23 protein-coding genes are annotated in these 21,939 nt (G+C 69.6%); 10 read left to right on the forward strand and 13 right to left on the reverse strand.

Annotated features, from left to right (window positions below):
* The first annotated feature begins 13 nt into the window (after nucleotides 1-13).
* The 5 genes from WDZ95_RS15190 (at nucleotide 14) to WDZ95_RS15210 (ending at nucleotide 3,715) form a co-directional block, all read left to right on the forward strand.
* Complete coding sequence (locus tag WDZ95_RS15190) at nucleotides 14-559, forward strand: chalcone isomerase family protein (RefSeq protein ID WP_425779586.1); 546 nt, start codon at nucleotides 14-16, stop codon at nucleotides 557-559.
* The gene (locus tag WDZ95_RS15195; RefSeq protein ID WP_425779588.1) at nucleotides 556-1,881 is read left to right on the forward strand and encodes an MFS transporter; all 1,326 of its coding nucleotides are present in this window, start codon (nucleotides 556-558) and stop codon (nucleotides 1,879-1,881) included. Before WDZ95_RS15190 ends, WDZ95_RS15195 begins: the two co-directional genes overlap by 4 nt.
* A 9-nt stretch (nucleotides 1,882-1,890) precedes the next feature.
* A complete protein-coding gene (locus tag WDZ95_RS15200; protein ID WP_425779590.1) occupies nucleotides 1,891-2,433 on the forward strand; it encodes a DUF3833 domain-containing protein in 543 nt (180 codons plus the stop codon).
* 74 nt (nucleotides 2,434-2,507) lie between these two features.
* On the forward strand, nucleotides 2,508-3,272 hold the full coding sequence (locus WDZ95_RS15205; RefSeq protein WP_425779953.1) for an SDR family NAD(P)-dependent oxidoreductase: 765 nt from the start codon (nucleotides 2,508-2,510) through the stop codon (nucleotides 3,270-3,272).
* Nucleotides 3,269-3,715, forward strand: a complete 447-nt coding sequence (locus WDZ95_RS15210) for a nuclear transport factor 2 family protein (protein WP_425779592.1) — start codon at nucleotides 3,269-3,271, stop codon at nucleotides 3,713-3,715. The genes WDZ95_RS15205 and WDZ95_RS15210 overlap by 4 nt, the downstream gene beginning before the upstream one ends.
* 21 nt (nucleotides 3,716-3,736) lie before the next feature.
* Here WDZ95_RS15210 and WDZ95_RS15215 read toward each other — a convergent pair whose 3' ends face one another.
* On the reverse strand, nucleotides 3,737-4,351 hold the full coding sequence (locus tag WDZ95_RS15215) for a glutathione S-transferase N-terminal domain-containing protein (RefSeq protein ID WP_166228953.1): 615 nt from the start codon (nucleotides 4,349-4,351) through the stop codon (nucleotides 3,737-3,739).
* Between the two features lie 111 nt (nucleotides 4,352-4,462).
* On the opposite strand from WDZ95_RS15215, the gene purB reads away from it, so the two are divergent.
* Entirely contained in the window at nucleotides 4,463-5,878 is a 1,416-nt protein-coding gene (gene purB, locus WDZ95_RS15220) for an adenylosuccinate lyase (protein WP_425779594.1), read from the forward strand.
* Nucleotides 5,879-5,896: 18 nt separating this feature from the next.
* On the opposite strand, the gene WDZ95_RS15225 is transcribed toward purB, so the two are convergent.
* Nucleotides 5,897-6,298, reverse strand: a complete 402-nt coding sequence (locus WDZ95_RS15225; protein WP_425779596.1) for a DUF3717 domain-containing protein — start codon at nucleotides 6,296-6,298, stop codon at nucleotides 5,897-5,899.
* Nucleotides 6,299-6,375: 77 nt separating this feature from the next.
* Complete coding sequence (locus WDZ95_RS15230) at nucleotides 6,376-7,065, reverse strand: TerC family protein (protein ID WP_166228959.1); 690 nt, start codon at nucleotides 7,063-7,065, stop codon at nucleotides 6,376-6,378.
* A 349-nt stretch (nucleotides 7,066-7,414) separates the two neighbouring features.
* On the opposite strand from WDZ95_RS15230, the gene WDZ95_RS15235 reads away from it, so the two are divergent.
* Together WDZ95_RS15235 and WDZ95_RS15240 are read left to right on the forward strand one after the other, a co-directional pair.
* Nucleotides 7,415-8,125: a TerC family protein gene (locus WDZ95_RS15235; protein WP_166228961.1), complete on the forward strand. Its 711-nt coding sequence runs from the start codon at nucleotides 7,415-7,417 to the stop codon at nucleotides 8,123-8,125.
* Between the two features lie 10 nt (nucleotides 8,126-8,135).
* The gene (locus WDZ95_RS15240; protein WP_166228963.1) at nucleotides 8,136-8,480 is read left to right on the forward strand and encodes a phage holin family protein; all 345 of its coding nucleotides are present in this window, start codon (nucleotides 8,136-8,138) and stop codon (nucleotides 8,478-8,480) included.
* A 13-nt stretch (nucleotides 8,481-8,493) separates the two neighbouring features.
* Here the strand turns inward: WDZ95_RS15240 and WDZ95_RS15245 are convergent, their stop codons facing one another.
* Complete coding sequence (locus tag WDZ95_RS15245) at nucleotides 8,494-10,086, reverse strand: M48 family metalloprotease (RefSeq protein WP_425779599.1); 1,593 nt, start codon at nucleotides 10,084-10,086, stop codon at nucleotides 8,494-8,496.
* A gap of 74 nt (nucleotides 10,087-10,160) precedes the next feature.
* Here WDZ95_RS15245 and moaC point away from each other — a divergent pair, with 74 nt between their 5' ends.
* On the forward strand, nucleotides 10,161-10,682 hold the full coding sequence (gene moaC, locus WDZ95_RS15250; protein ID WP_425779601.1) for a cyclic pyranopterin monophosphate synthase MoaC: 522 nt from the start codon (nucleotides 10,161-10,163) through the stop codon (nucleotides 10,680-10,682).
* Here moaC and WDZ95_RS15255 read toward each other — a convergent pair.
* The 8 genes from WDZ95_RS15255 to sucC form a co-directional block, all read right to left on the reverse strand.
* On the reverse strand, nucleotides 10,663-12,354 hold the full coding sequence (locus WDZ95_RS15255) for a Wzy polymerase domain-containing protein (protein ID WP_425779603.1): 1,692 nt from the start codon (nucleotides 12,352-12,354) through the stop codon (nucleotides 10,663-10,665). The two genes, moaC and WDZ95_RS15255, sit on opposite strands and share 20 nt — an antisense overlap.
* Nucleotides 12,355-12,423: 69 nt before the next feature.
* Nucleotides 12,424-12,864: a pilin gene (locus WDZ95_RS15260; RefSeq protein ID WP_425779605.1), complete on the reverse strand. Its 441-nt coding sequence runs from the start codon at nucleotides 12,862-12,864 to the stop codon at nucleotides 12,424-12,426.
* Between the two features lie 182 nt (nucleotides 12,865-13,046).
* Nucleotides 13,047-13,838: a 3',5'-cyclic-nucleotide phosphodiesterase gene (locus WDZ95_RS15265; protein WP_425779955.1), complete on the reverse strand. Its 792-nt coding sequence runs from the start codon at nucleotides 13,836-13,838 to the stop codon at nucleotides 13,047-13,049.
* 120 nt (nucleotides 13,839-13,958) lie between these two features.
* Nucleotides 13,959-14,597, reverse strand: coding sequence for an FHA domain-containing protein (locus WDZ95_RS15270; RefSeq protein ID WP_166228971.1), 639 nt, complete (start codon nucleotides 14,595-14,597; stop codon nucleotides 13,959-13,961).
* 56 nt (nucleotides 14,598-14,653) lie between these two features.
* Nucleotides 14,654-15,439 carry a Stp1/IreP family PP2C-type Ser/Thr phosphatase gene (locus tag WDZ95_RS15275; RefSeq protein WP_166228973.1) on the reverse strand — a complete coding sequence of 262 codons (786 nt, stop codon included), beginning with the start codon at nucleotides 15,437-15,439 and terminating at the stop codon, nucleotides 14,654-14,656.
* Nucleotides 15,440-15,449: 10 nt separating this feature from the next.
* The gene (locus WDZ95_RS15280) at nucleotides 15,450-18,005 is read right to left on the reverse strand and encodes a CHASE2 domain-containing serine/threonine-protein kinase (protein ID WP_425779608.1); all 2,556 of its coding nucleotides are present in this window, start codon (nucleotides 18,003-18,005) and stop codon (nucleotides 15,450-15,452) included.
* 296 nt (nucleotides 18,006-18,301) lie between these two features.
* Complete coding sequence (gene sucD / locus WDZ95_RS15285; protein WP_166228977.1) at nucleotides 18,302-19,195, reverse strand: succinate--CoA ligase subunit alpha; 894 nt, start codon at nucleotides 19,193-19,195, stop codon at nucleotides 18,302-18,304.
* 16 nt (nucleotides 19,196-19,211) lie between these two features.
* On the reverse strand, nucleotides 19,212-20,375 hold the full coding sequence (gene sucC, locus WDZ95_RS15290) for an ADP-forming succinate--CoA ligase subunit beta (protein WP_425779610.1): 1,164 nt from the start codon (nucleotides 20,373-20,375) through the stop codon (nucleotides 19,212-19,214).
* 174 nt (nucleotides 20,376-20,549) lie between these two features.
* Here sucC and argC point away from each other — a divergent pair, with 174 nt between their 5' ends.
* Nucleotides 20,550-21,476, forward strand: coding sequence for an N-acetyl-gamma-glutamyl-phosphate reductase (argC, locus tag WDZ95_RS15295; protein ID WP_425779612.1), 927 nt, complete (start codon nucleotides 20,550-20,552; stop codon nucleotides 21,474-21,476).
* On the opposite strand, the gene recX is transcribed toward argC, so the two are convergent.
* A complete protein-coding gene (gene recX, locus WDZ95_RS15300; RefSeq protein WP_425779614.1) occupies nucleotides 21,473-21,934 on the reverse strand; it encodes a recombination regulator RecX in 462 nt (153 codons plus the stop codon). The genes argC and recX overlap by 4 nt on opposite strands.
* Nucleotides 21,935-21,939: the final 5 nt, after the last annotated feature.

The following is a 21,939-nucleotide window of genomic DNA, read 5'->3' on the forward strand; positions in this document are numbered from 1 at the left end:
CGCCGCGCCCGCCATGCACCGCGCCACCCTGTTGCTCGCCCTCGCGCTGTGCGCCGCCCCGGCGGTGCACGCCCAGCCCGCGCCCGCGCTCGCCGACGCGCTGCAGGGCAAGAGCGTGCTGGGCCAGACGCGGCTGCGCGTGTGGGGCTTCAGCGTCTACGACGCCACGCTCTACGCGCGGCCCGGCTTCGACGCCCAGCGTTTCGGCGAGCAGCGTTTCGCGCTCGAGCTCGCCTACCTGCGCGACTTCGACGGCGCCGACATCGCCCAGCGCTCGCTCGACGAGATGCGCGGCCTGGGCCCGGTCGACGAGGCCAGCGCCCAGCGCTGGCTTGCGGCCATGAAGGCCCTGTTCCCCAACGTGAAAGCGGGCGACCGCATCACCGGCGTGCACGTGCCCGAGGCTGGCGCGCGCTTCTACCTCAACGGCCGATGGCTCGGCGCGGTGGACGACCCCGCGTTCTCGCGCCAGTTCTTCGGCATCTGGCTGTCGCCGCGCACCTCGCAGCCCGCCATGCGCGCGGCCCTGCTGCAGGCCGCGGCCGCCCGCACGCCATGAACCAGCCCGCCGCCCTGCCCGACCCCGCGGCCGCGTTCACCGCACCCGGCGGCTGGCGCCATGGCCTGGGCTATGGCCTGCTGGGCCTGCCGCTGGCCTTCGTGGCGCTGCCGCTCTACGTGCTCCTGCCCAACCACTACGCACGCGAGTTCGCCGCGCCGCTGGCCGCGCTCGGCGGCGTGCTGCTCGCGGCGCGCGCCGTCGACGCCGTGCTCGACCCCCTGATCGGCCGCTGGTGCGACCGCCTCGCCGCGCGCTCGCAGCGCCGCCTGCTGCTGGCGGCGGCGCTGGCGGCCGTGCTGCTGGCGCTGGGCCTGTGGGCCCTGCTCTTCCCGCCCGCGGCCGTGCGCGCGCAAGGCGCCACGGCGCTGCTGGCCTGGGCCGGCGTGGGCATGGCGTTCACCTGCACCGCGTTCAGCGTGGTGTCGGTGGCGCACCAGGCCTGGGGCGCTCGACTGGGCGGCAACGAGGCGCAGCGCGGGCGCGTGGTGGCCTGGCGCGAAGCGCTGTCGCTGGTGGGCGTGCTGCTGGCCTCGGTGCTGCCCACGGTGGCCGGGCTGGGCGCCACCGTTTCGGCCTTCGCTGTGCTGCTGGCCCTGGGCTGGTGGGCCTGGGCGCGCAGCCTCGCGCCGCTGAACCCGGGCATCGCCATGCCGCACGCGGGCCGCTCGCCACTGCGCCAGGGCGCGTTCCTGCGCCTGCTCGCGGTGTTCGTGGTGAACGGCACCGCCAGCGCGGTGCCCGCCACGCTGGTGCTGTTCTTCGTGCAGGACCGGCTGCAGGCCCCCGCGGCCTGGGAGCCGCTCTTTCTGCTCACCTACTTCCTGAGCGCGGCGCTGGCGATCCCGCTGTGGATGCGACTGGTGCCGCGCCTGGGCCTGGCGCGCACCTGGCTCGTGGGCATGCTGCTCGCGGTGCTGGGCTTCGTCTGGGCCGCCACGCTGGGCGCGGGCGACACCGTGCCCTTCCTGCTCGTGTGCGCGATCACCGGCATCGCGGTGGGCACCGACCTCACGCTGCCCGGCGCGCTGCTCGCGGGCCTGATCGGCCAGCTCGGCGAACGCGGCCACCGCGAAGGCGCGTACTTCGGCTGGTGGAACTTCGCCACCAAGTTCAACCTGGCGCTCGCCGCGGGCCTGGCGCTGCCGCTGCTCGGCTGGTTCGGCTACCAGCCCGGCGCGCGCGATCCGCAGGCCTTGCAGACCCTGAGCGCCGCGTATTGCCTGCTGCCCTGCGCGCTCAAGCTGATCGCGGCCGCCGCGCTGCACGGCCTGGTCATCCGCGGCCCGCAGCCCGCTGCGCTGCGCACCGCATCCCTCTGAGGTAACCCCATGCAAAGACGACTGCTGCTCACCGCCACCGTGGCCACCGGCGCCACCGCCCTCGCGGGCTGCGCCGGCCCGCAGGTCAAGGACTACGCCGGCCAGCAACCGGTGCTCGACCTGCGCGAATACTTCAACGGCGTGCTCGACGCCTACGGCGTGTTCACCGACCGCTCGGGCAAGGTGGTGCGCCGCTTCACCGTGGTGATGCGCTGCAGCTGGAACGGCGAGCAGGGCGTGCTCGACGAGGACTTCGTCTACTCCGACGGCGAGAAGCAAAAGCGCATCTGGCGCCTGCGGCACCTGGGCGACGGCGCCTACGTGGGCACGGCCGACGACGTCAAGGGCGAGGCGCGCGGCCAGACCTCGGGCAACGCCTTCCGCTGGAACTACACGCTGCTGCTGCCCGTGGACGGCAAGACCTACGAGGTGCAGTTCGACGACTGGATGTACCTGATGGACCGCCACGTGATGCTCAACAAGGCCACCATGAGCAAGTTCGGTATCCGGCTCGGCGAGGTCACGCTGAGCTTCGTGAGGCGCGCAGCATGAGCACACCGCCCCTCACGCTCCGCGACGGCGGCGCCGCGCTCGAACCGGTGCGCCGCCCCGGCCTGTTCGGCCCCATGAACCCGCCCATGACGGACTGGCGCGGCCGCCGCGTGTGGCTGGTGGGCGCGTCCAGCGGCATCGGCGCGGCCGTAGCCCACGCGCTGCACGCGCAGGGCGCGCAGGTGCTGGTGTCGGCGCGCAGCGCCGAGGCGCTGGAACGCTTCGTGCTCGACCACCCAGGCGCCCAGGCCTGGCCGCTCGACGTGACCGACGAGGCCGCCGTGGCGCGCAGCGCGCGCGCCCTGCTGGGCCAGGGGCCGATCGATCTGGTGGTGTACTGCGCGGGCCACTACCACGGCATGCGCGCCACCGCGCTGGACCTGCCCGACCTCAAGCGCCACCTCGACATCAACTACCTGGGCGCCTTGCACGTGGTGCATGCGCTCCTGCCCGCGCTGCTCGCGCGCGGCAGCGGCCACATCAGCCTGATCAGCAGCGTGGCGGGCTTTCGCGGCCTGCCCAAGAGCCTGGCCTACGGCCCGACCAAGGCCGCGCTCACGCACCTGGCCGAAACGCTCTACCTCGACCTCGCGCCGCGCGGCCTGGGCGTGAGCGTGGTACACCCGGGCTTCGTGCAGACCCCGCTGACCGCGCAGAACGACTTCACCATGCCCGCCCTCATCACGCCCGAGCGGGCCGCCGCCGACATGCTCGACGGCTGGGCGCGGGGCCGCTTCGACATCCACTTCCCCAAGCGCTTCACGCGCGCCATGAAGCTGCTGCGCCTGCTGCCCTACCGGCCCTTCTTCGCGCTGGTCCGCCGCGCCACCGGCCTGTGAGCGCGCCGGCCGATCCGCGCGCGGCGGTGCAGCGCATCGCCGATTTCTACGAAGCGCTCTCGCCCGCGTCGCTGGCGGACCTGGGCGCGTTCTACACCGACGACGCGCGCTTCAAGGACCCGTTCAACGAGGTGCAGGGCGTGCCCGCGATCCGCGGCATCTTCGAGCACATGTACGCGAACCTGCACGCGCCGCGCTTCGTGGTCACGCAGCGCATGGTCGACGGCGACCAGTGCTTTCTGGTGTGGGAGTTCCGTTTCCGCTTCCGCCGTTTCGACACCGCCACCGAGCAGGTGGCGCGCGGCGGCTCGCACCTGCGGCTGGCGGCCGATGGCCGCATCAGCGAGCACCGCGACTACTGGGACGCGGCCGAGGAGCTGTACGAAAAGCTGCCGCTGGTGGGCGCCCTGATGCGCTGGCTCAAGCGCCGCGCGAACGGCTGAGACCCGGGCGCAGCGCGCCGGTCAGGCCGGCTTCGAATCGATGAAGCTCTGGCGCTGCGAGAGCTTGTCGCTCAGGCGGGCGAGGTTGGGGTAGTCGTCGCGCCAGTTGATCACCGGGAAGCGGAAATCGAGGTAACCGAGCGCGCAGCCCACGGCCACGTCGGACAGGCTGAAGTGGATGCCCGAGCAGAAGGCCTTGTCGCCCAGGCCCTGGCTCATGGACTTGAGCGCGCCGTGGATCTTGCCCATCTGGCGGTCGATCCAGGCCTGGCTGCGCTGCTCGGCGCTGCGGTGCGGCCAGGTGGCTTCGAGGCGCGCGAGGATGGCGGCGTCGAGCAGGCCGTCGGCCAGCGCCTCCCAGGTCTTCACCTCGGCGCGTTCGCGCCCGCTCGGGGGAATGAGCTTGCCCACGGGCGACAGGCCGTCGAGGTATTCGACGATCACGCGCGAGTCGAACACCGCCTCGCCGCCTTCCATCACCAGGCAGGGCACCTTGCCCAGCGGGTTGGAAGAGCCGATGGTGGTGTCGGCCGACCAGACGTCTTCCAGAATGAACTGGTAATCCAGTTTCTTCTCGGCCATGACGATGCGCACTTTGCGAACGTAGGGGCTGGTGATGGCACCGATGAGTTTCATGGTCTGTGGGCTTGGCGGATCGGCCGGCGATTTTAGCCAGCGCCCCCGGGTCTTCGCCGGGCGCGCCCGCGATGGGGCGGGCCCGGCGCGGGCCACTCCTACAATCGCGGGATGCGCCCGACCCCTGCCTCCCCCGCGCCCGCCGGCGCCGACCTCTCCCCCATCTCCGCCCTGTCGCCGCTCGACGGCCGCTACGCGGGCCGCCTCGCACCGCTGCGCCCCTACATGAGCGAACTGGGCTACATGCACCGCCGCGTGCAGGTCGAGATCGCCTGGTTCATCGCGCTGTCCGACGCCGGCTTCGAAGAGTTCAAGCCGCTGTCGCCCGGCGCGCGCACCTACCTGCTGGGCCTGGTGAAGAACTTCAGCGAGGCCGATGGCGAAGCCATCAAGGCGATCGAGAAGACCACCAACCACGACGTGAAGGCGGTCGAGTACTGGATCAAGTCGAAGTTCGAGGCCCGCCCCGAGCTCGAGCGCGCGGCCGAGTTCGTGCACTTCGCCTGTACCAGCGAAGACATCAACAACACCAGCCACGCGCTGCAGCTCAAGGGCGCACGCGAGCAGGTGCTGCTGCCCGCGCTCGACGCCGTGATCACCAAGCTGCGCGACATGGCGCACGCCATGGCCGAGGTGCCCATGCTCAGCCGCACCCATGGCCAGACCGCCAGCCCCACCACCGTGGGCAAGGAGATCGCCAACGTGGTGGTGCGCCTGGTGGCCGCGCGCGAACGCATCGCGGCCGTGAAGCTCATGGGCAAGATGAACGGCGCCGTGGGCAACTACAACGCGCACCTCGCGGCCTGGCCCGACTTCGACTGGGAAGGCTTCAGCCGCAAGGTGGTGGAAACCGCCGAACCGCTGGGCCTGGGCCTGAGCTTCCAGCCCTACAGCATCCAGATCGAGCCGCACGACTACATGGCCGAGCTGTTCGACGCGGTGGCGCGCACCAACACCATCCTGATCGACCTCGCGCGCGACATCTGGGGCTACGTGAGCCTGGGCTACTTCAAGCAAAAGCTCAAGGCCGGCGAGATCGGCTCGTCGACCATGCCGCACAAGGTCAACCCGATCGACTTCGAGAACGCCGAAGGCAACCTGGGCCTGGCCAACGCGCTGCTGCGCCACCTGAGCGAGAAGCTGCCCGTGAGCCGCTGGCAGCGCGACCTCACCGACTCCACCGTGCTGCGCAACATGGGCGTGGCCCTGGGCTACGCGGTGCTGGCCTACCACGCGCTGGGCGTGGGCCTGAACAAGCTCGAGCTCAACGAGGAAGCCACCGCGGCCGACCTCGACGCCTCGTGGGAAGTGCTGGCCGAGCCGATCCAGACCGTGATGCGCCGCTACGGCGTGCAGGGCGCCTACGAGAAGCTCAAGGAGGTCACGCGCGGCAAGACGGTGCGCGCCGAAGACCTGCACGGCCTGGTGCGCTCGCTCGACATTCCCGAGGCGGAGAAACAGCGCCTGCTGGCCATGACGCCGGCCAGCTACACCGGCAAGGCCGCCGAACTCGCGCGCCGGTCCTGAGGCAGACCGGCCCGGGCGCTAGAGGGCGCGTTCCTTGTAGCGGTTGAAGCGCCAGGCGTCGCCTTCGAGCGTGATGCGGCGCCAGCTGGCGCGCTTTTCGCCGGGCGACATCTCGGTCCAGCGCTGCACTTCGTCGAAGGTGCGGCCGCAGCCCTTGCACAGGGGGTCGCCCTGGCTGGTGGAGCAGATCGCGATGCAGGGCGTGTCGGGCGTGGTCGCGTACCAGGCCAGCCAGGCCTCGCGCGCCTGGTCGGGCAGGCTGTTCTCGTCGGCCTCGGTCTCGTGGAAATAGACCATCAGCGCGTACACCTCGGCCAGCGCGCGCGTGGCCGCGGGCAGCGAAACGCCGTCGGGCGAGGGCGATCGATCGCGCCACCAGTTGATGGCCGCCTCGATGTCGGTGATGTGGATGCCAGCCATGGGGAGGGCGATGATAAGCGCCCCCTCCAGGCCCCGCAGGCGGGGCCGGCCCATGCCCCGCCGGGGCGCCGGGTCGCTCAGTCGGCGCTGGCCGGCGCGTTGCGGCGCTGCAGGTATTTGCCGGTGAGCACCACCAGCACGGCGCCCAGGGCGGCCGCGGCGTAGAAGCCCACCGAGTGGTGCGGCACCAGGGGCTCGATCATCTTGTCGGACACGATGGTTTCCGCGCCCACCCAGCCGATCAGGGCCGCGCCGAGCGTGACGATGGCCGGGAAGCGGCCCATGAGCTTGATCATCAGCGTGCTGCCGAAGACCACGATGGGGATGGCGATCAGCAGACCGATCACCAGCAGCGTGAGATTGCCGTTGGCCGCGGCGGCCACGCCGATCACGTTGTCCAGGCTCATCACGAGGTCGGCCACGAGGATGGTGCGGATCGCGGCGAGCAGGCCGCCCTTGGCCTCGCCCTTGTCGCTCTCGTCGTCGTCGCCGCCGTTGAGCAGCTGCACGCCGATCCACAACAGCAGCAAGCCACCGATGAGCTGCAGCCAGGGCAGCTGCATGAGCTTGACCGCCACGACGGTGAGCACCACGCGCAGCACCACGGCGGCCGCCGTGCCCCAGAAGATCGCCTGCTTCTGGCGCTTGGGATCGAGGCCGCGCGCGGCCAGCGCGATCACGACCGCGTTGTCGCCCGAGAGGATGATGTTGATCCAGATGATCTGGCCCAGGCCCAGCCAGAACTGGGGACTCGAGAGCATTTCCATGGTGGTGCGGTGTGGGTGGGAGGGGGCGGATGGCCGAGCCGCGCAGTGTAGGCAGGGGCCGTCGCCGGGTCGTGCGTGGTAGTGCGTAGAAGGCCCGGCCGCGCGTCGCCTCGGCGACTTGCGGGAACCACGCATGTGGAACTTTTGTCCGCGCGCATACAATCCCGGCCTTCGCGGAAGGGGAGTAGCTCCCAGGCGCGGCGGCTGCTCCTTCCCCCCGGAGGGCCTGCTGCGCCCGTCAATGTGTCGTCAGGACGGCGTCGCCCAGCGGCGCCCGGCATGTTGGACCACGGCAACGTGGGGCCGGGCAAGACCTTCGGAGAACCATTCCCTTCTTTGGAGCCATTTCATGGAATTCATGTCCGCGGCGTGGTGGTCGGCCCTGCTCGCCATCATCCTCATCGACCTCGTGCTCGCCGGCGACAACGCGATCGTGATCGCGCTGGCCGCGCGCAACCTGCCCAAGGAGCACCAGAAAAAGGCGATCGTCTGGGGCACGGTCGGCGCCATCATCGTGCGCTCGGCCATGACGCTGGTCGTGGTGTGGCTGCTGAAGATCCCCGGCCTCATGGCCATCGGCGGCATTGCGCTGATGTGGATCGCCTACAAGCTGATCGCCGAAGACGAGGGTGACGGCGACGAGCACGGCCCGGCCGCCACCACCTTCTGGGGCGCGATGAAGACCATCATCATCGCGGACGCGGTGATGGGCATCGACAACGTGCTCGGCGTGGCCGGCGCGGCCCAGGGCTCGTTCGACCTCGTGGTCATCGGCCTGCTGATCAGCATCCCCATCGTGGTGTTCGGCAGCACGCTGATCCTCAAGCTGGTCGAGAAGTACCCCGCGATCATGTACATCGGCGCGGGTGTGCTGGCCTTCACCGCCGGCAAGATGGTCGTCAACGAGAAGCTGCTCGCGCCCTGGTTCAAGGGCCCCGAGTTCGCCCAGCAGGCCGCCTACTGGGGCTTCGTGGGCCTGACCATCGTCGCCATCCTGACGCTGGGCTACCTGCACAACCGCCGCGTGGCCCAGCGCACGGGCGGCGCCGGCAAGGCCTGAGGACCGCCCCATGAAGCTGCTCCTGCGCTGGTTGCTCGCGGCCTGTGCGCTGCTGCTGGTGGCCTACCTGTACGACGGGGTGCAGGTGCGCAGCTTCCCGTCCGCGCTCATCGCCGCCGCGGTGATCGGCCTGTTCTACCTGATCCTGCGGCCGGTGCTGGTGCTGCTCACGCTGCCGGTCACGCTGGTCACGCTCGGGCTGTTCCTGTTCGTGATCAACGCGCTGCTGTTCTGGGCCGCGGCCTCGGTGCTCGACGGCTTTCACGTGCGCGGCTTCGGGGCGGCCCTGCTGGGCTCGCTCATCTACTCGGCCCTCATGATCGTGGTCGATGCGGCGCTGAGCCGCGTGCGCTGAACGACCGCGGCGTTCAGCGCTCCTTCTCTTCGCGCATCAGGTCCTTCAGGCGCTGCTCCACGTCGCGCCGGCGGCTGTCCACGATGGCCAGCTCGATCGGATCGGCGTTGCGCTGCGCCGGCGGCAGGGCCTGCGCGGCCTTGAAGCGCTCGAGCGCGCCGTCCCAGTCGTACTGCGCGGCACGCGCCTCGGCATCGGCGCGCACCGCGCGCAGCGTCTGGCCCTGGGCCTGCTGCACCCGCGACAGCAGCTGCCAGGCCAGGGCGTCGCGCGGGTGATCCACCACCCAGGTCTGCAGCCGGGAAGCCGCGCGCGGCGCCTGGCCGGTGGCCAGGGCCGCCTGCGCGCCGAGCAGGACCATGGCACGCGCGTCCGCGGCCAGCGCGGCGTCGCGCAGCTCGGCGAGCAGCGCGGGATTGGGTGTGGCGCCGGGTGACAGCAGGATCTCCAGCGCCAGCGCGTCGGCAAAGCCGCGCGCATCGCTGCCCGCCGTGGCCTGGCGCAGCCGACCCACGAGTTCGGCGGCGCGCGCCGACTGGCCCAGGCGCTGCGCCGCCAAGGCCCCGGCGTACAGCGCGGGGGCGCTGGCGATGGCGGGCTGGGCCTGCTCGACCCAGGCGTTCCAGCGCGTGCTGTTGCGCTCGGCGAGCACGCGTGCGCGCGCGGCGGCCAGGGCGTGCAGGGCCGCCGACGGCAGCCCCGCGGCGGCGCGCTGCGGGGCGTCCGCACGCGGGCCCATGGCCGCCGGCCCGGCACTGGGCAGCCGGGCCTGCATGTCCGCGATGCGCTCGCTCGTGAGCGGGTGGCTGCGCAGGTAGGGAAACGCGCCGTCGTCGTTGAGGCGCGAGGCCTGCTGGAGCTTGTCGAACATGCCGACGAAACCCTGCCCGTCGAAGCCCGCGCCCGTGAGCACGCCGAAGCCGATGCGGTCGGCCTCGCGCTCCATGTCGCGCGAGAAATTGAGCGACTGCTGGGCGGCCGCGGCCGTGCTGCCCGCGATCGCGGCGCCGGCCGCATTGGGGTTGGAGCCCATGGCCAGCGCGCCCAGGATCATGCCGGCGATCATCCACGGCGCCATGCGCTGCTCGTTGGACATCATGCGGGCGATGTGGCGCTGCGAGACGTGGCTCAGTTCATGGGCGAGCACCGACGCGAGCTCTTCGGGCCGCTCGGTCACGGCCAGCAGGCCCAGGTTCACGCCCAGGTAACCGCCGGGCAGGGCAAAGGCGTTCACGCGCCGGTCGCGCGAGATCATCAGCTCCCAGGCCAGGCGCTCGAACAGCTCGGCGGGCACCTCGCCGCGCTGGCGCGCCGCGCCCAGCAGCGGCTGCCAGATCTGCTGCAGGTAGTCGCCCAGGGCCGGATCGTCGAGGTAGTCGGGGTCGCGGTAGATGCTGCGCGCGATGCGGTCGCCGAGCCGGCGCTCGGCCGAGACCGTGAGGCTTTCGCCATCGCCGAGGCTGGGCAGGTTGTGCGCATGGCCTGCGGCGTGTGGCGCGTTGTTTTGCGCCCGGGCCGCATCGGGCGCGGGCGCCCAGAGCGCCAGGGCGAGCGCCCCGACGGCCAGCCAGACCGCCCGCGGCGGCGAGGGAGGGAGGAAATCCATGCCCGTATGATGCCGCCAACCCCCACCAGTTCAGCCCACCGGCGCGTCAACCGCCGGTGAACCGCGGTTACACCATGTCAACTCCCGCCGCCCCCACGGGCTCCCCGCTCACCCATTTCGACGCCCAGGGCCAGGCCCACATGGTCGATGTCGGCGCCAAGGCCAGTACGGACCGCATCGCGGTGGCCGAGGGCCGCATCACCATGCAACCCGCCACCCTGGCGCTGATCGAGTCGGGCACGGCCAAGAAGGGCGACGTGCTTGGTGTGGCGCGCCTGGCCGGCATCATGGCCGCCAAGAAGACCAGCGACCTGATCCCCCTGTGCCACCCGATCGCGCTCACGCGCGTGGCGGTGGATTTCGAGATCGACCGCGGCACGAACAGCGTGCTGTGTCGGGCCACCACGGCCTGCACCGGTCAGACCGGCGTGGAAATGGAAGCCCTGACCGCCGCCTCGGTGGCCTTGCTCACGGTGTACGACATGTGCAAGGCGGTGGATCGGGGGATGGTGGTGGACGGGGTGCGGCTGGTGGAGAAACGGGGCGGCAAAAGCGGCCACTTCAGCGCCGACCCGCTCACTCCGCCCGCCAGGTGACGGCCCGGTAAGCCGGGTTCTGGCTCGCCAGGTAATGCCAGCGGCGCGCCAGGTTCAAGCGGACATCCGGCCTCGACAGCAACCAGGCCAGATCCGCGGTTTGCTGGGCCGCCTGGATCTCACCACCGCGCACCTGGAGCTCCGCGAGCTGCTGCAAGGCGGCCGCCGAGGGATTGAGCAAGACCGCGTTGCGAAACGCCTCCAGCGGCTCGGGCTCCAGGGTCTCGTCGGCCCTGAGCCCGGTGAGCAAGGCCTCGAGTTGATCGAGCACCTGCGTGCGAGGAATGTCCTTGGGGTGGTACGTCCCGATGTTGCTTTGCTTGAACCGCCAGATGTTGAAGGCCTCTTCGATCCGCAGGTAGTCGTGCCACAGCATCGCCAGGTACACGCCCATCGCCAACAAGGCCCCCACCAACGCCTTCTCGGGGGCCCGCCAACCAGGCAGCCGCGCGCCCGCCTGTGCGGCACCGGCCAGCAATGCCAGGGGGAACAGGAAGTAGGCGTAGGCGAGCGGCAACTCCACCATGCCGTGCAGGAAGATCACCCACATCGCCGCGAGGTAGATCCAGCGACCGGCGCTGCGCGGCGCCCAAAGAAGCCGCCACAAGGTGAAGCCCACGGCCACCACCGCCAGCATCGACAGCGGCAAACCGAACCACAGCGCGAGGTCGAGAAAGGCGTTGTGCGCCCAGGTGAACAGGCCGGGCAGCTCCACACCGATCGAACCCAGGTACGCCTGGGCCAGCACCGTCTGGGCGAAACCATAGCCCAGCCAGGGGCGCTGCCACACGGCCTCGAGATAACCCAGGTACACCTGCTGCCGCACCGAAGTCAGGTCCCGATGGAACGCGCCGCCCGGCGTCAGCGAGGCCACCGTCCCGGTCGGCCCCCAGTCTTTGTTGAAGTAATAAACCGCCAGCCACAACAACAGCATCTGGACCAGCAGGAGCACGATCCAGCGGGCGGGCTGGCGAGCGCGCAGCAGCAGGATCAGGGCGATCGCCTCCACCGTGACCAGCGCCAGCAGGGCCACCCGCGAGCCGCTCATGGCCACGAACATGCCGAAGTAGCCCGCCCCCAGCAGCGCCACGGATGGCCGCGCCTTGCCCCGGTACACCCACCACAGCATGGACACCATGGCCAAGGCCAGCAAGGTCGCCGCGTGGTTGGGCTGGATGAGGTTGCCAAAGGGCCGGCTGGTCAGCGGCACCGGCTGGATCCACACCTCCCAATCCGACATCCGCAGGGACTGGGTGAGCATGAGCGCTGAGGTGACCAGCGCGGCCACCAGAACCGCCGAGAACAGGAAATCGCCCACGGCATGGGGCTTCACCTGCTCCCAGCGCTGGGCCAGCACCACACACAGTGCGGCACCGAGGAAGTAGGCCGCGCCCAGCAGCGCATGGCCGATCGAATAGACCTCACCCGTCGCCCACTGCAGCACGCAGCCGCCCGCCAGCAACAACAGCACCGCCGGGAGCGGCGTGATGGCCGTCGGCGACAGGGGGTGGCGGCGGGTCTTGAAGACCATCACGGCAAACACCACCAGCAGCACCGAGGCCATCCAGGCGTCCTTGTGGAACGCCAGCCAGGGTGGGCTGGCATTCGGCAGCAACCAGGCGAAGGCCAGGGCCACGGATGCCAGCGGTGTCCAGATGGGAAGGTGCTTCATGCGGGGCGGGGTGAAAAAGAAAAGGCCCCATCGGGGCCTTTCCATGCGATCGCGTTACCGTGATGGCGCTCAGGGGCGGCAGGAAGCGGGGCGGTGCTTGGCGAGGATGGTGCCCGAGCACACCCAGGTCACTTGACCGTTGGCACCCATGGTGCCGGTCAGCGTGATGGTTTTCGTGTCGATGGCCGGGTCGCCTTTGGCCGTCGCGGTGATGACACCGATCGACGACGAGGTCTGCGCGTAGGTCACCGATTGCACGTAGGTCGAGGTCTGGCTGTCGAACAGGTCGCCGGCGCTGGCCGAGGGCGGCATCGAGCCGGCAGTTTGCGTGGCTTCGCTGATGGCGGTGCGGGCGGCCGACGCCGCGAGCATCACTTCCGAGACGCGGGCACGCGTCGTGTAGTCCTGGTACGCCGGCAGCGCCACGGCGGCCAGGATACCGATGATGGCCACCACGATCATCAGTTCGATCAGGGTGAAACCTTTTTGGATTGCGCGCTTCATCTTCATGGAAACTCCTCAGCAGGGGTTGGGTTGGTACGCAGTGCGTAGTGCAGACAGCGTGCCAACCTGAGCGAGAGGATGAATGCGCGGTTTGCCGGGACAGCCGGTCGAGCGGCGACGAAATGTGGCCTTTCGGTCCCCCATCAAGCGACAAAAAACGTCGCCCCCCGCTCAGAAGACAAAATTTGTCACAGCTGAAAGACCTGCCCGGCGCTCAGCCAGCGGATGTCGCGGCGCGGCTGGGTGTCCATGCGGTGGATCTCTTCGATGATCAGCGCCGTTTCTGCGGGCTTGGTGTGCGTGATGTGGATCAGCGGGCGCCGACTGGGCGCGAGCTGCGCGAGCTCCCCGGCCAGCAGCGAAGGCGCCAGGTGCTGGCTGCGCAGCGCGAGGTCGGTCTCCCGGTCGCTGAAGGCGGTTTCGATCACCAGGTGGGCCACGTCGAGCTGGTTCACGCGGGCCCAGAAGGCCGGGTTGCGGCCGGTGTCGCCGCTGAACACCCAGTGCGGGGCCGTTTCATCCGCGGCCACCGCAAAGCCGGCGGCCGGCACCGTGTGCACCGCGGGCAGCACCTCGATGCGGCGGTGGCCGATCGCCAGAACGTCGCCGATCTCGAAGGGCACGAAGCGCATCAGCGGCGAACCCGCGCTGGGTATCGCGGTGAAATCGGGCCAGATGGTGTCGTTGAACAGGTGAGCGCGCAGGGCCTCGATGGTGCCCGGCAGGGCATGCACCTGCAGCGGCGGCACCCCGGCGGCGAGCCGGCCTGAGGCCACCGCGTCGATCATGAGCGGCAGGGCCGCGACGTGATCGAGGTGGGCGTGTGTGAGCAGCACATGGTCGATGCACAGCATCTCTTCCAGGCTGAGGTCGCCCACGCCGGTGCCGGCGTCGATCAGGGCGTTGTCGTCGAGCAGGAAGGCGGTGGTGCGGCAGCCCTGGGCGATGGCGCCGGAGCAGCCGAGAACTCGGACGCGCAGGTGGTGGGAGGGCGGCATGGACACAGGCCGCAGGGTACCCGGGGGCCGCGCCCCGGGCTGTGACTTTTTTCGCGCGCCGGCCCGCCGTATCGGGGCGTTACCAACGGCGGGCGGCAGGGATCAGTCCTGGACGAACTGCATCTGGGTGCCGGCGAGCTCGAGCACGTCGCCGTGGCGCAGGTCCTTGCCGTCGGTGCCCAGCGGCGCCCCGTTGATGGTGGGCTTGACCGTGCCCTCGACCATGGCGACCACGTAACCGTGCGGGCGGCGCGTGATGGCGGCCACGGCCACGCCGGGCTTGCCGATGGTGGTCACGACCTTGGTCAGGGCGACCTCGCGGCCGGCGGCCGAGCCGCTGATGACCTTGATGGCCGCGGGTGCCAGCGGCGCCGCGTCGGCCGCGCCGACGACTGCGCCGGCGTTGATGACCATGGTCTTTTCGTAGGGATCGCTGCCGCCGGCGGCACCGCCGCCTTCGTGCACGAACTTGATCTTGTACTTGCCGATCTCGATCGAATCGCCACCCTGCAGCTGCTGCTTCTTGATCGCCTTGCCGTTGACGTAGGTGCCGTTGGTGCTGTTGAGGTCTTCCAGGAACACGTCGGAGCCCGACATCTGCAAGACGGCGTGCTCACCGCTGACGGCCAGGTTGTCGATCACGACATCGTTGTAAGGACGGCGGCCCAGCGTGGTGCGGTCCTTGGTGAGCTGGACTTCCTTGATGACGACGCCATCGATGGAAACGATCATTTTCGGCATGGCCGACTCCTCTTGGGGTTCCTTGTGCGCGGATACGGGTGCTGGGCGGAACGGGATTATTGACCGAGCATTCGCGATAACAAGCCACGCCGCGTGGCTTTGGCGCGAGCAAATGCCAGTATCACCGAAATATTGTCACGGCCGCCGGCCGCGTTGGCGGCTTCCACCAGGGCCATGGCCTTTTCCTCGAGCGTGCCGGCGGTGACGAGCAGCGCTGCGATGCGCTCGTCGCTGAGCATGTCGTTGAGGCCGTCGGAGCAGAACAGGTAGAGATCCCCGTCCTCGACGCGGTACTCGTTGACTTCCAGCAACACCGCATCTTCCACGCCCAGCGCCCGCGTCACGAGGTTGCGGTGCGTGGCGTACTGGGCCTGCTCGAGCGAGATCAGTCCGGCGTCGATCTGCTCCTGCAACAGCGAGTGGTCGCGCGTCATCTGCACGAACTCGCCACGGCGCAGCCGGTAGCAGCGTGAATCGCCCACGTGACCGATCATCACGCGCCCGTCCAGGAACACCCCCATCACCAGGGTGGTGCCCATGCCCGCGTACTGCGGGTTGGCGTTGGCCGCGTTGAAGATCGATCGGTTGGCGTTGTCGATGCAGATCTCCATCGCCCGCTTGAGCTCGCGCGAGCTCGACTCGTGGCCGCCTTCGGCCAGCCAGCGTCCCAGCTCCGTCTTGATGAAGGTGGTGGCCATCGCGCTGGCCACCTCGCCCGCGTTGTAGCCGCCCATGCCGTCGGCCAGCACGGCGATGCCGTTGTCGGTGTCCAGCGACACCGAGTCTTCGTTGTTGTCCCTGACCAGACCCGGATCGGTCAGGGCATGCAGCTCGAAATTCATGGGAGTGGATTTAAACCGGGATGGAGGGGTTGGTTCGCACGCCGGCGGACGATTGAAGCACTTGCGTGGCCTCGAAGGCGACATCGGTCACGCTTCGGCCGAGCCGCTGCAGAACCGCGGCCACCTCGGCGCCGCTGGCGGGCCGGTCTTCGGCGCGTTTGGCCAGCAGCGCCTGCAACAGATCGGCCAGGTCGTCGGGGACATCCGGGCGCAGCGTGCGCACGTCGGGCGGCGCCACGTTGGCGATCTGGTACATCAGGGCCGAGAGCGATTCGCCCTTGAGCGGCAGCGCGCCCGTGAGCATCTGGAACAGCATCGCGCCGAGCGCGTACAGATCGGCCCGGCCGTCCACACGCTGGCCGGCGAGCTGCTCGGGCGCCATGAAACTGGGCGTGCCCAGCACCACACCGGTCTTGGTGCGGCTGCTGTCGGTGATGCGGGCGATGCCGAAATCGGTCACTTTCACCTGGCCGGAGCCAGGGTCGAACATGACGTTGGCGGGCTTGATGTCCCGGTGCACCACGTTCTGGCGGTGCGCATGGTCCAGCGCCAGCGCCACCTGCTCACCCACGCTCAGCACCTGCGCCAGCGTCAGCAGGCTGCCCGGGCGGGTGTGTGCCTGCAGATCGTGGCCCGGCAGGAATTCCATCGCGATGTAGGCCAGGTCGTGTTCCTCGCCGGCGTCGAAGATGGTGACGATGCCCGGGTGCTGCAGGCGGCCGGCGGTTTCGGCCTCGCGGAAGAAGCGCTGGCGCACTTCTTCGAGCTCGTCGCCCTCGAACTCGGCGGCCAGCGCCAGGGTCTTGATGGCGACCGTGCGGCCGATCTTCGGATCGCGGCCCTGGTAGACCACGCCCATGGCGCCCTTGCCCAGTTCCTTTTCCACCCGGTAGCGGCCCAGCATGGGCTGCTCCACGCCGGGCCGGTCGAGCACCAGCGTGCCGCCCGGGTGCGCGGCCGCGCCGCCCCCGAGCACCACCGTTTTCGCCAACGACTGCGCGCGCAGGCGCTGGGTCTGCAGAGCGGGATCGGTGCGATCGAGCTGCATCATGTGCTCGTAGACCGCCTCGGCCTTGTTGAACTGCCGCTTGCGCTCGAAGTCGAGCGCCAGGTGCTTGAGGTTGTCCATCAGGGCCATGCTGTACGGGACGCGGCGGTAGCGGTCGAACGCCATGTCGAGTTGCCCCTGGCCCTGCAGCGCCAGGCCCATCATGCGATTGGTCTCGGCCGACTCCTGATCGGACGCGCGCTTGCGCGCCTCGGTGATGAGGAAGCGCCGCGTCGTGAGGGCGAGGTGCCCGGCGAGCAGCAGCACCGCGGGCAGCACCAGCGGCACCCAGAGGGCGGCACGCGAGAGCAGCAGGTATTCGGTGCTCAGCATGGCGAGCAGCACCACGCCGGTGACCCCCGCGCCCCAGGCCGCCGACAGCCGACCGAGCCCGAACGCCAGATACAGGCCGATCAGCAGGGCCATGCCCACCACCGCCAGGCCACCCCAGGCCGGCTGCACGATGAAGTGCCCGTTGAGCAGGCTCGCGGTGTTGTTCGCCACCAGATCGGCGGGCGACATCGCGGGCGAAACCGGCGTGGTGAACAGCGTGCCCACGCCGGCGGCGGTGGCCCCGATGACCACGATGCGGTCGCGGAAGGTGTCGGGCGATACCCGGCCGGCCAGCACGTCGTGAAAGGACACGGTCGCAAACGCGCTCTGGCCGTTGTGCGCGCGGTAGAACTGCGGCAGCAGCCGCGCCGCCGCGTCCGTGGGCACGAAGGCCGGACCGAGCCGCAGGCCGGCGCCCGGCAGCAGTTCGATATCGCCGGGGCCGAGGTTCAGGCTGTGGGCGGCAATGGCCAGCGAGAGCGAGGGCACGGCCCAGCCATCAAAGCGCACCAGCAGGGGTTCGCGGCGCACCGAGCCGTCGGGGTCGAGCCACTGGTTGAGGTGGCCCACGGCCGCGGCGGCCTCACCCAGTTCGGCCAAGGGCTGCAGCGAGCGCTGGGCCGGCAGGCCGAAGCCCGCTTCGTCAGGCACCGCGAGCCGGCGCGCAAAGGCCGGCAGCGGCGCGTCCGGCCGCCCGCGGGCTTCACCGAGTTCGAACACCGAGGGCAGCACCACCCGCCGTGAGGCCATGACGCTGTTGGTGAGCTGGGCATCGCCATCGTGCTTGGCCTGCAGTTCCTGCAGGGCATCGACCAGCCGGTCGCGGGTGTCGGGGCTGAGGCCGATCGTGGCCAGATCGCCCCCTTCGAGGCGGCTGCGAAGTTCGCGCAGCGGCTGCAGCGCATGGTCGGACTCGGGCTCGAAGAAGAAGGCGGTGTGCGCGATGGTGCGCGCGCCGGCCGCTCGCAGGCGGTCGATCAGTTGGGCGTGCACCTCGCGATCCCAGGGCCAACGGCCGATCGCGCTGACGCTCGCATCGTCGATCGCGACGATGGCGATGCGGTCGCCCGGCTGGCGTTCCGAGGCGGTGCTGGCGTGGTCGTAGAAGTGCCGCTCGAGCGAAGCCACGATGTCGGTGCCCGCGTGCAGCAATCCCACCACCACGAAGACGCCGGCGGCGGTCAATGCGTCGGCAAGGAAGCGCCAACGCGATCGGCGCCGCGCGGGAAGGGAGGGGACGTCAGGGGTCACAGGGGCTTTCCAGGGCTCGCAAGAAGGCGCGGGCCGACCCTTGGTCATCGGCTTCGCGGGAGCGCGATTGAGGACAACGGCGGTTGCCCAGCCGGAGTTGCATTTTGTTTCAACATCCGCGCGGCCCGCAAGCGCCGCGGGTGACGGGCGTCACGGCGGACGCGACGGGCGCAATCGGCCATAAAAAAAGGCAACGCATGCGTTGCCTTTTTCACACCCGAGCCCGAGGCTCAGAGCAGCGATTTGAGCAGCTTGCCCATCTCGGACGGGTTGCGCGTGACCTTGAAGCCGCACTCCTCCATGATGGCGAGCTTGGCATCGGCGGTGTCGGCGCCGCCCGAGATCAGCGCGCCGGCATGGCCCATGCGCTTGCCGGGAGGCGCGGTGACGCCAGCGATGAAGCCCACCACGGGCTTCTTCATGTTGGCCTTGCACCACATCGCGGCTTCGGCTTCGTCCGGGCCGCCGATCTCGCCGATCATGATGACGGCGTCGGTGTCGGGATCGTCGTTGAAGGCCTTCATGACGTCGATGTGCTTGAGGCCGTTGATGGGGTCGCCGCCGATGCCCACGGCGCTGGACTGGCCCAGGCCGATTTCGGTCAGTTGCGCCACGGCTTCATAGGTCAGCGTGCCCGAGCGCGACACCACGCCGATGCGGCCCTTGCGGTGGATGTGGCCGGGCATGATGCCGATCTTGATCTCGTCGGGCGTGATCAGACCGGGGCAGTTGGGGCCGAGCAGCAGGGTCTTCTTGCCGCCAGCGGCTTCCTTGGCCTTCATCTTGTTGCGCACCTCGAGCATGTCGCGCACGGGAATGCCCTCGGTGATGCAGATCGCCAGGTCGAGGTCGGCCTCGACGGCTTCCCAGATCGCGGCGGCAGCGCCCGCGGGCGGCACGTAGATCACCGACACGGTGGCGCCGGTCTGCTGGGCGGCTTCCTTCACCGACGCGTAGATCGGGATGTTGAAGATCGACTCACCGGCCTTCTTGGGGTTCACGCCGGCGGCGAAGCAGTGCTTGCCGTTCGCGTATTCCTGGCATTTTTCGGTGTGGAACTGACCGGTCTTGCCCGTGATGCCCTGGGTGATGACCTTGGTGTCCTTGTTGATGTAGATCGACATGTGGTTTCTCCGGGGCTCAGGCTTTGACGGCGGCGACGACCTTCTGGGCCGCTTCGGCCATGGAGTCGGCGCTGATGATGGGCAGGCCCGATTCGGCCAGCATCTTCTTGCCCAGTTCCTCGTTGGTGCCCTTCATGCGCACCACGAGCGGCACGCTCAGGTTCACGGCGCGGCAGGCGGTGATCACGCCGGTGGCGATGGTGTCGCACTTCATGATGCCGCCGAAGATGTTCACCAGGATGGCCTTGACCTTGTCGTTCTTGAGCATGATCTTGAACGCTTCGGTGACCTTCTCGGGGGTGGCGCCGCCGCCCACGTCGAGGAAGTTGGCCGGCTCGGCGCCGAACAGCTTGATGGTGTCCATGGTGGCCATGGCCAGGCCGGCACCGTTCACCAGGCAGCCGATGTTGCCGTCGAGGCTGATGTAGGCGAGGTCGAACTTGGAGGCCTCGATTTCGGCCGGGTCTTCTTCATCGAGGTCGCGCAGGGCCACGATCTCGGGATGGCGGAAGAGCGCGTTCGAGTCGAAGTTGAACTTGGCGTCCAGGGCGATGATGTTGCCCTTGCTGTCGCGGTTGAGCGGGTTGATCTCGACCAGCGAAGCGTCGGTGTCCATGTAGCACTTGTAGAGCTTCTTGCACACGTCGGTGAACTGCGCTTCGGAATCGGCCGGCAGGTTGATGCCCTGGGCGAGTTCCTTGGCCTGCGCGTCGGTCAGGCCGGTGAGCGGATCGACAAAGACCTTGATGATCTTCTCGGGCGTGGCGTGCGCCACTTCCTCGATGTCCATGCCGCCTTCGCTCGAGGCGATGAAGGCCACCTTCTGCGTGCCGCGGTCGGTCACGACGGACAGGTAGTACTCCTTCTGGATGTCGGCGCCGTCTTCGATGTAGAGGCGGCGGACCTTCTGGCCCTCGGGGCCGGTCTGGTGCGTCTTGAGCTGCATGCCCAGGATCTGGCCGGCGAGTTCCTTGACCTGATCGATGCTCTTGGCCACCTTCACGCCACCGCCCTTGCCACGGCCACCGGCATGGATCTGCGCCTTGACGACCCACACGGGTCCGCCCAGCTTCTGCGCGGCTTCCACCGCTTCTTGCACCGTGAACGCGGGAATGCCGCGCGGCACGGGCACACCAAACTGGCGCAGGATTTCCTTGCCTTGGTATTCGTGAATCTTCATGAGGTCTCTCTCAGGGATGGGTCGTGTGTCCGGCGCGGCTGCGGTCGGTCGCCGGGAGACGTGCGTGCTCTGGGAACGAGCAACCGGGGACTGTATCATGGTGCAACGCACCAATTTGAAACGCGGCGGCGCACGCCCCTGGCGGCCCCGCACCACGAGACCCGAGGACCGCGCATGGCCCACCAGATCTTCATCGACGGCGAAGCCGGCACCACCGGCCTGCAGATCCGCGAGCGGCTGCTGCAGGAGCCCGGCGTGCAGCTGCTCAGCATCGCGCCCGAGCGCCGCAAAGATCCCGAAGCCAAACGCGAGCTCATGGCGCAGGCCGATCTCGTGGTGCTGTGCCTGCACGACGATGCCGCGCGCGAATCGGTCGCCATGGTCGACGCCCTGCCCGGCCGCAAGCCGCGCATCATCGACGCCTCCACCGCGCACCGCACCGCTGCGGGCTGGGTCTACGGTTTTCCCGAACTCACGGCCACGCAGGCCCAGGCCGTGAAACAGGCCGACCGGGTGGCCAACCCGGGTTGTTACGCCACCGGAGCCATCGCGCTGCTGCGCCCCCTGGTCGACGCCGGCCTGATCCCCGCCGACTTCCCGCTCGCGCTGCCCTCGGTGAGCGGCTACTCGGGCGGCGGCCGCTCGATGATCGAGGCCTACGAGGCCGGCACCGCGCCGCTGTTCGAGGCCTACGCGCTGGGCCTGTCGCACAAGCACCTGCCTGAGATCATGGCGCTCACGGGCCTCAAGCGCCGGCCCATCTTCATTCCCGCCGTGGGCAATTTCCGCCAGGGCATGCTGGTGCAACTGCCGCTGCACCTCGACAGCCTGCCCGGCCAGCCCAAGGCCGCCGACCTGCACGACGCGCTCCTGAAGCACTACGCCGCGAGCGCGGCCGCGGGCGGTTTCGTGAAGGTGCTGCCGCCCACCGAGGACGGCAAGCTCGACGCCACCGCGCTCAACGACACCAACCTGATCGAGCTGCGCGTGTTCGCCAACGAGGCGCACCGCCACGCGGTGCTGATGGCGCGCCTGGACAACCTGGGCAAGGGCGCCAGCGGCGCCGCGGTGCAGAACCTCAAGCTGATGCTGGGGCTTTAAAGCCCGTCGGCCTCGTCGTCGGCCCCGGCCACCACGCGCCGGATGGCCTCGCCCCCGAAACCGCGCGCGGCCAGGAAACGCATCTGTTTCGCGCGTTCGGCGGCGTCGGCCGGGGCCCGTCCGAACTTCTTGCGCCACACCGCGCGCGCGCGCTCGGTCTCGCTGCCGCGCAAGGCCTCCACCGCCTGCGCGACCGCCTCGGCCGGCAAGCCCTTGGCCTGCAGTTCCTGGCGCACGCGCGAGGCGCCCAGGCGGGCCGCGCGGCGGTACACCACCGACTCGATCACGCGCTGCTCGTCGATGAAACCCTTGGCCTGGAGCTCGTCGAGCGCCTGCTTCAGTTCACCGGGGTTTTCCTCGTGCGGCGCGAGCTTGCGCTGCAGCTCGGCGCGCGAATGTTCGCGCTGCGCCAGCAGGCGCAGCGCGCGGCCCTTGAGGGAGGGCTTCTCGAAGCCCACGGCGC

This window comes from Hydrogenophaga sp. T2 (assembly GCF_049843535.1).
Taxonomy (GTDB): Bacteria; Pseudomonadota; Gammaproteobacteria; order Burkholderiales; family Burkholderiaceae_C; genus Hydrogenophaga; species Hydrogenophaga crocea.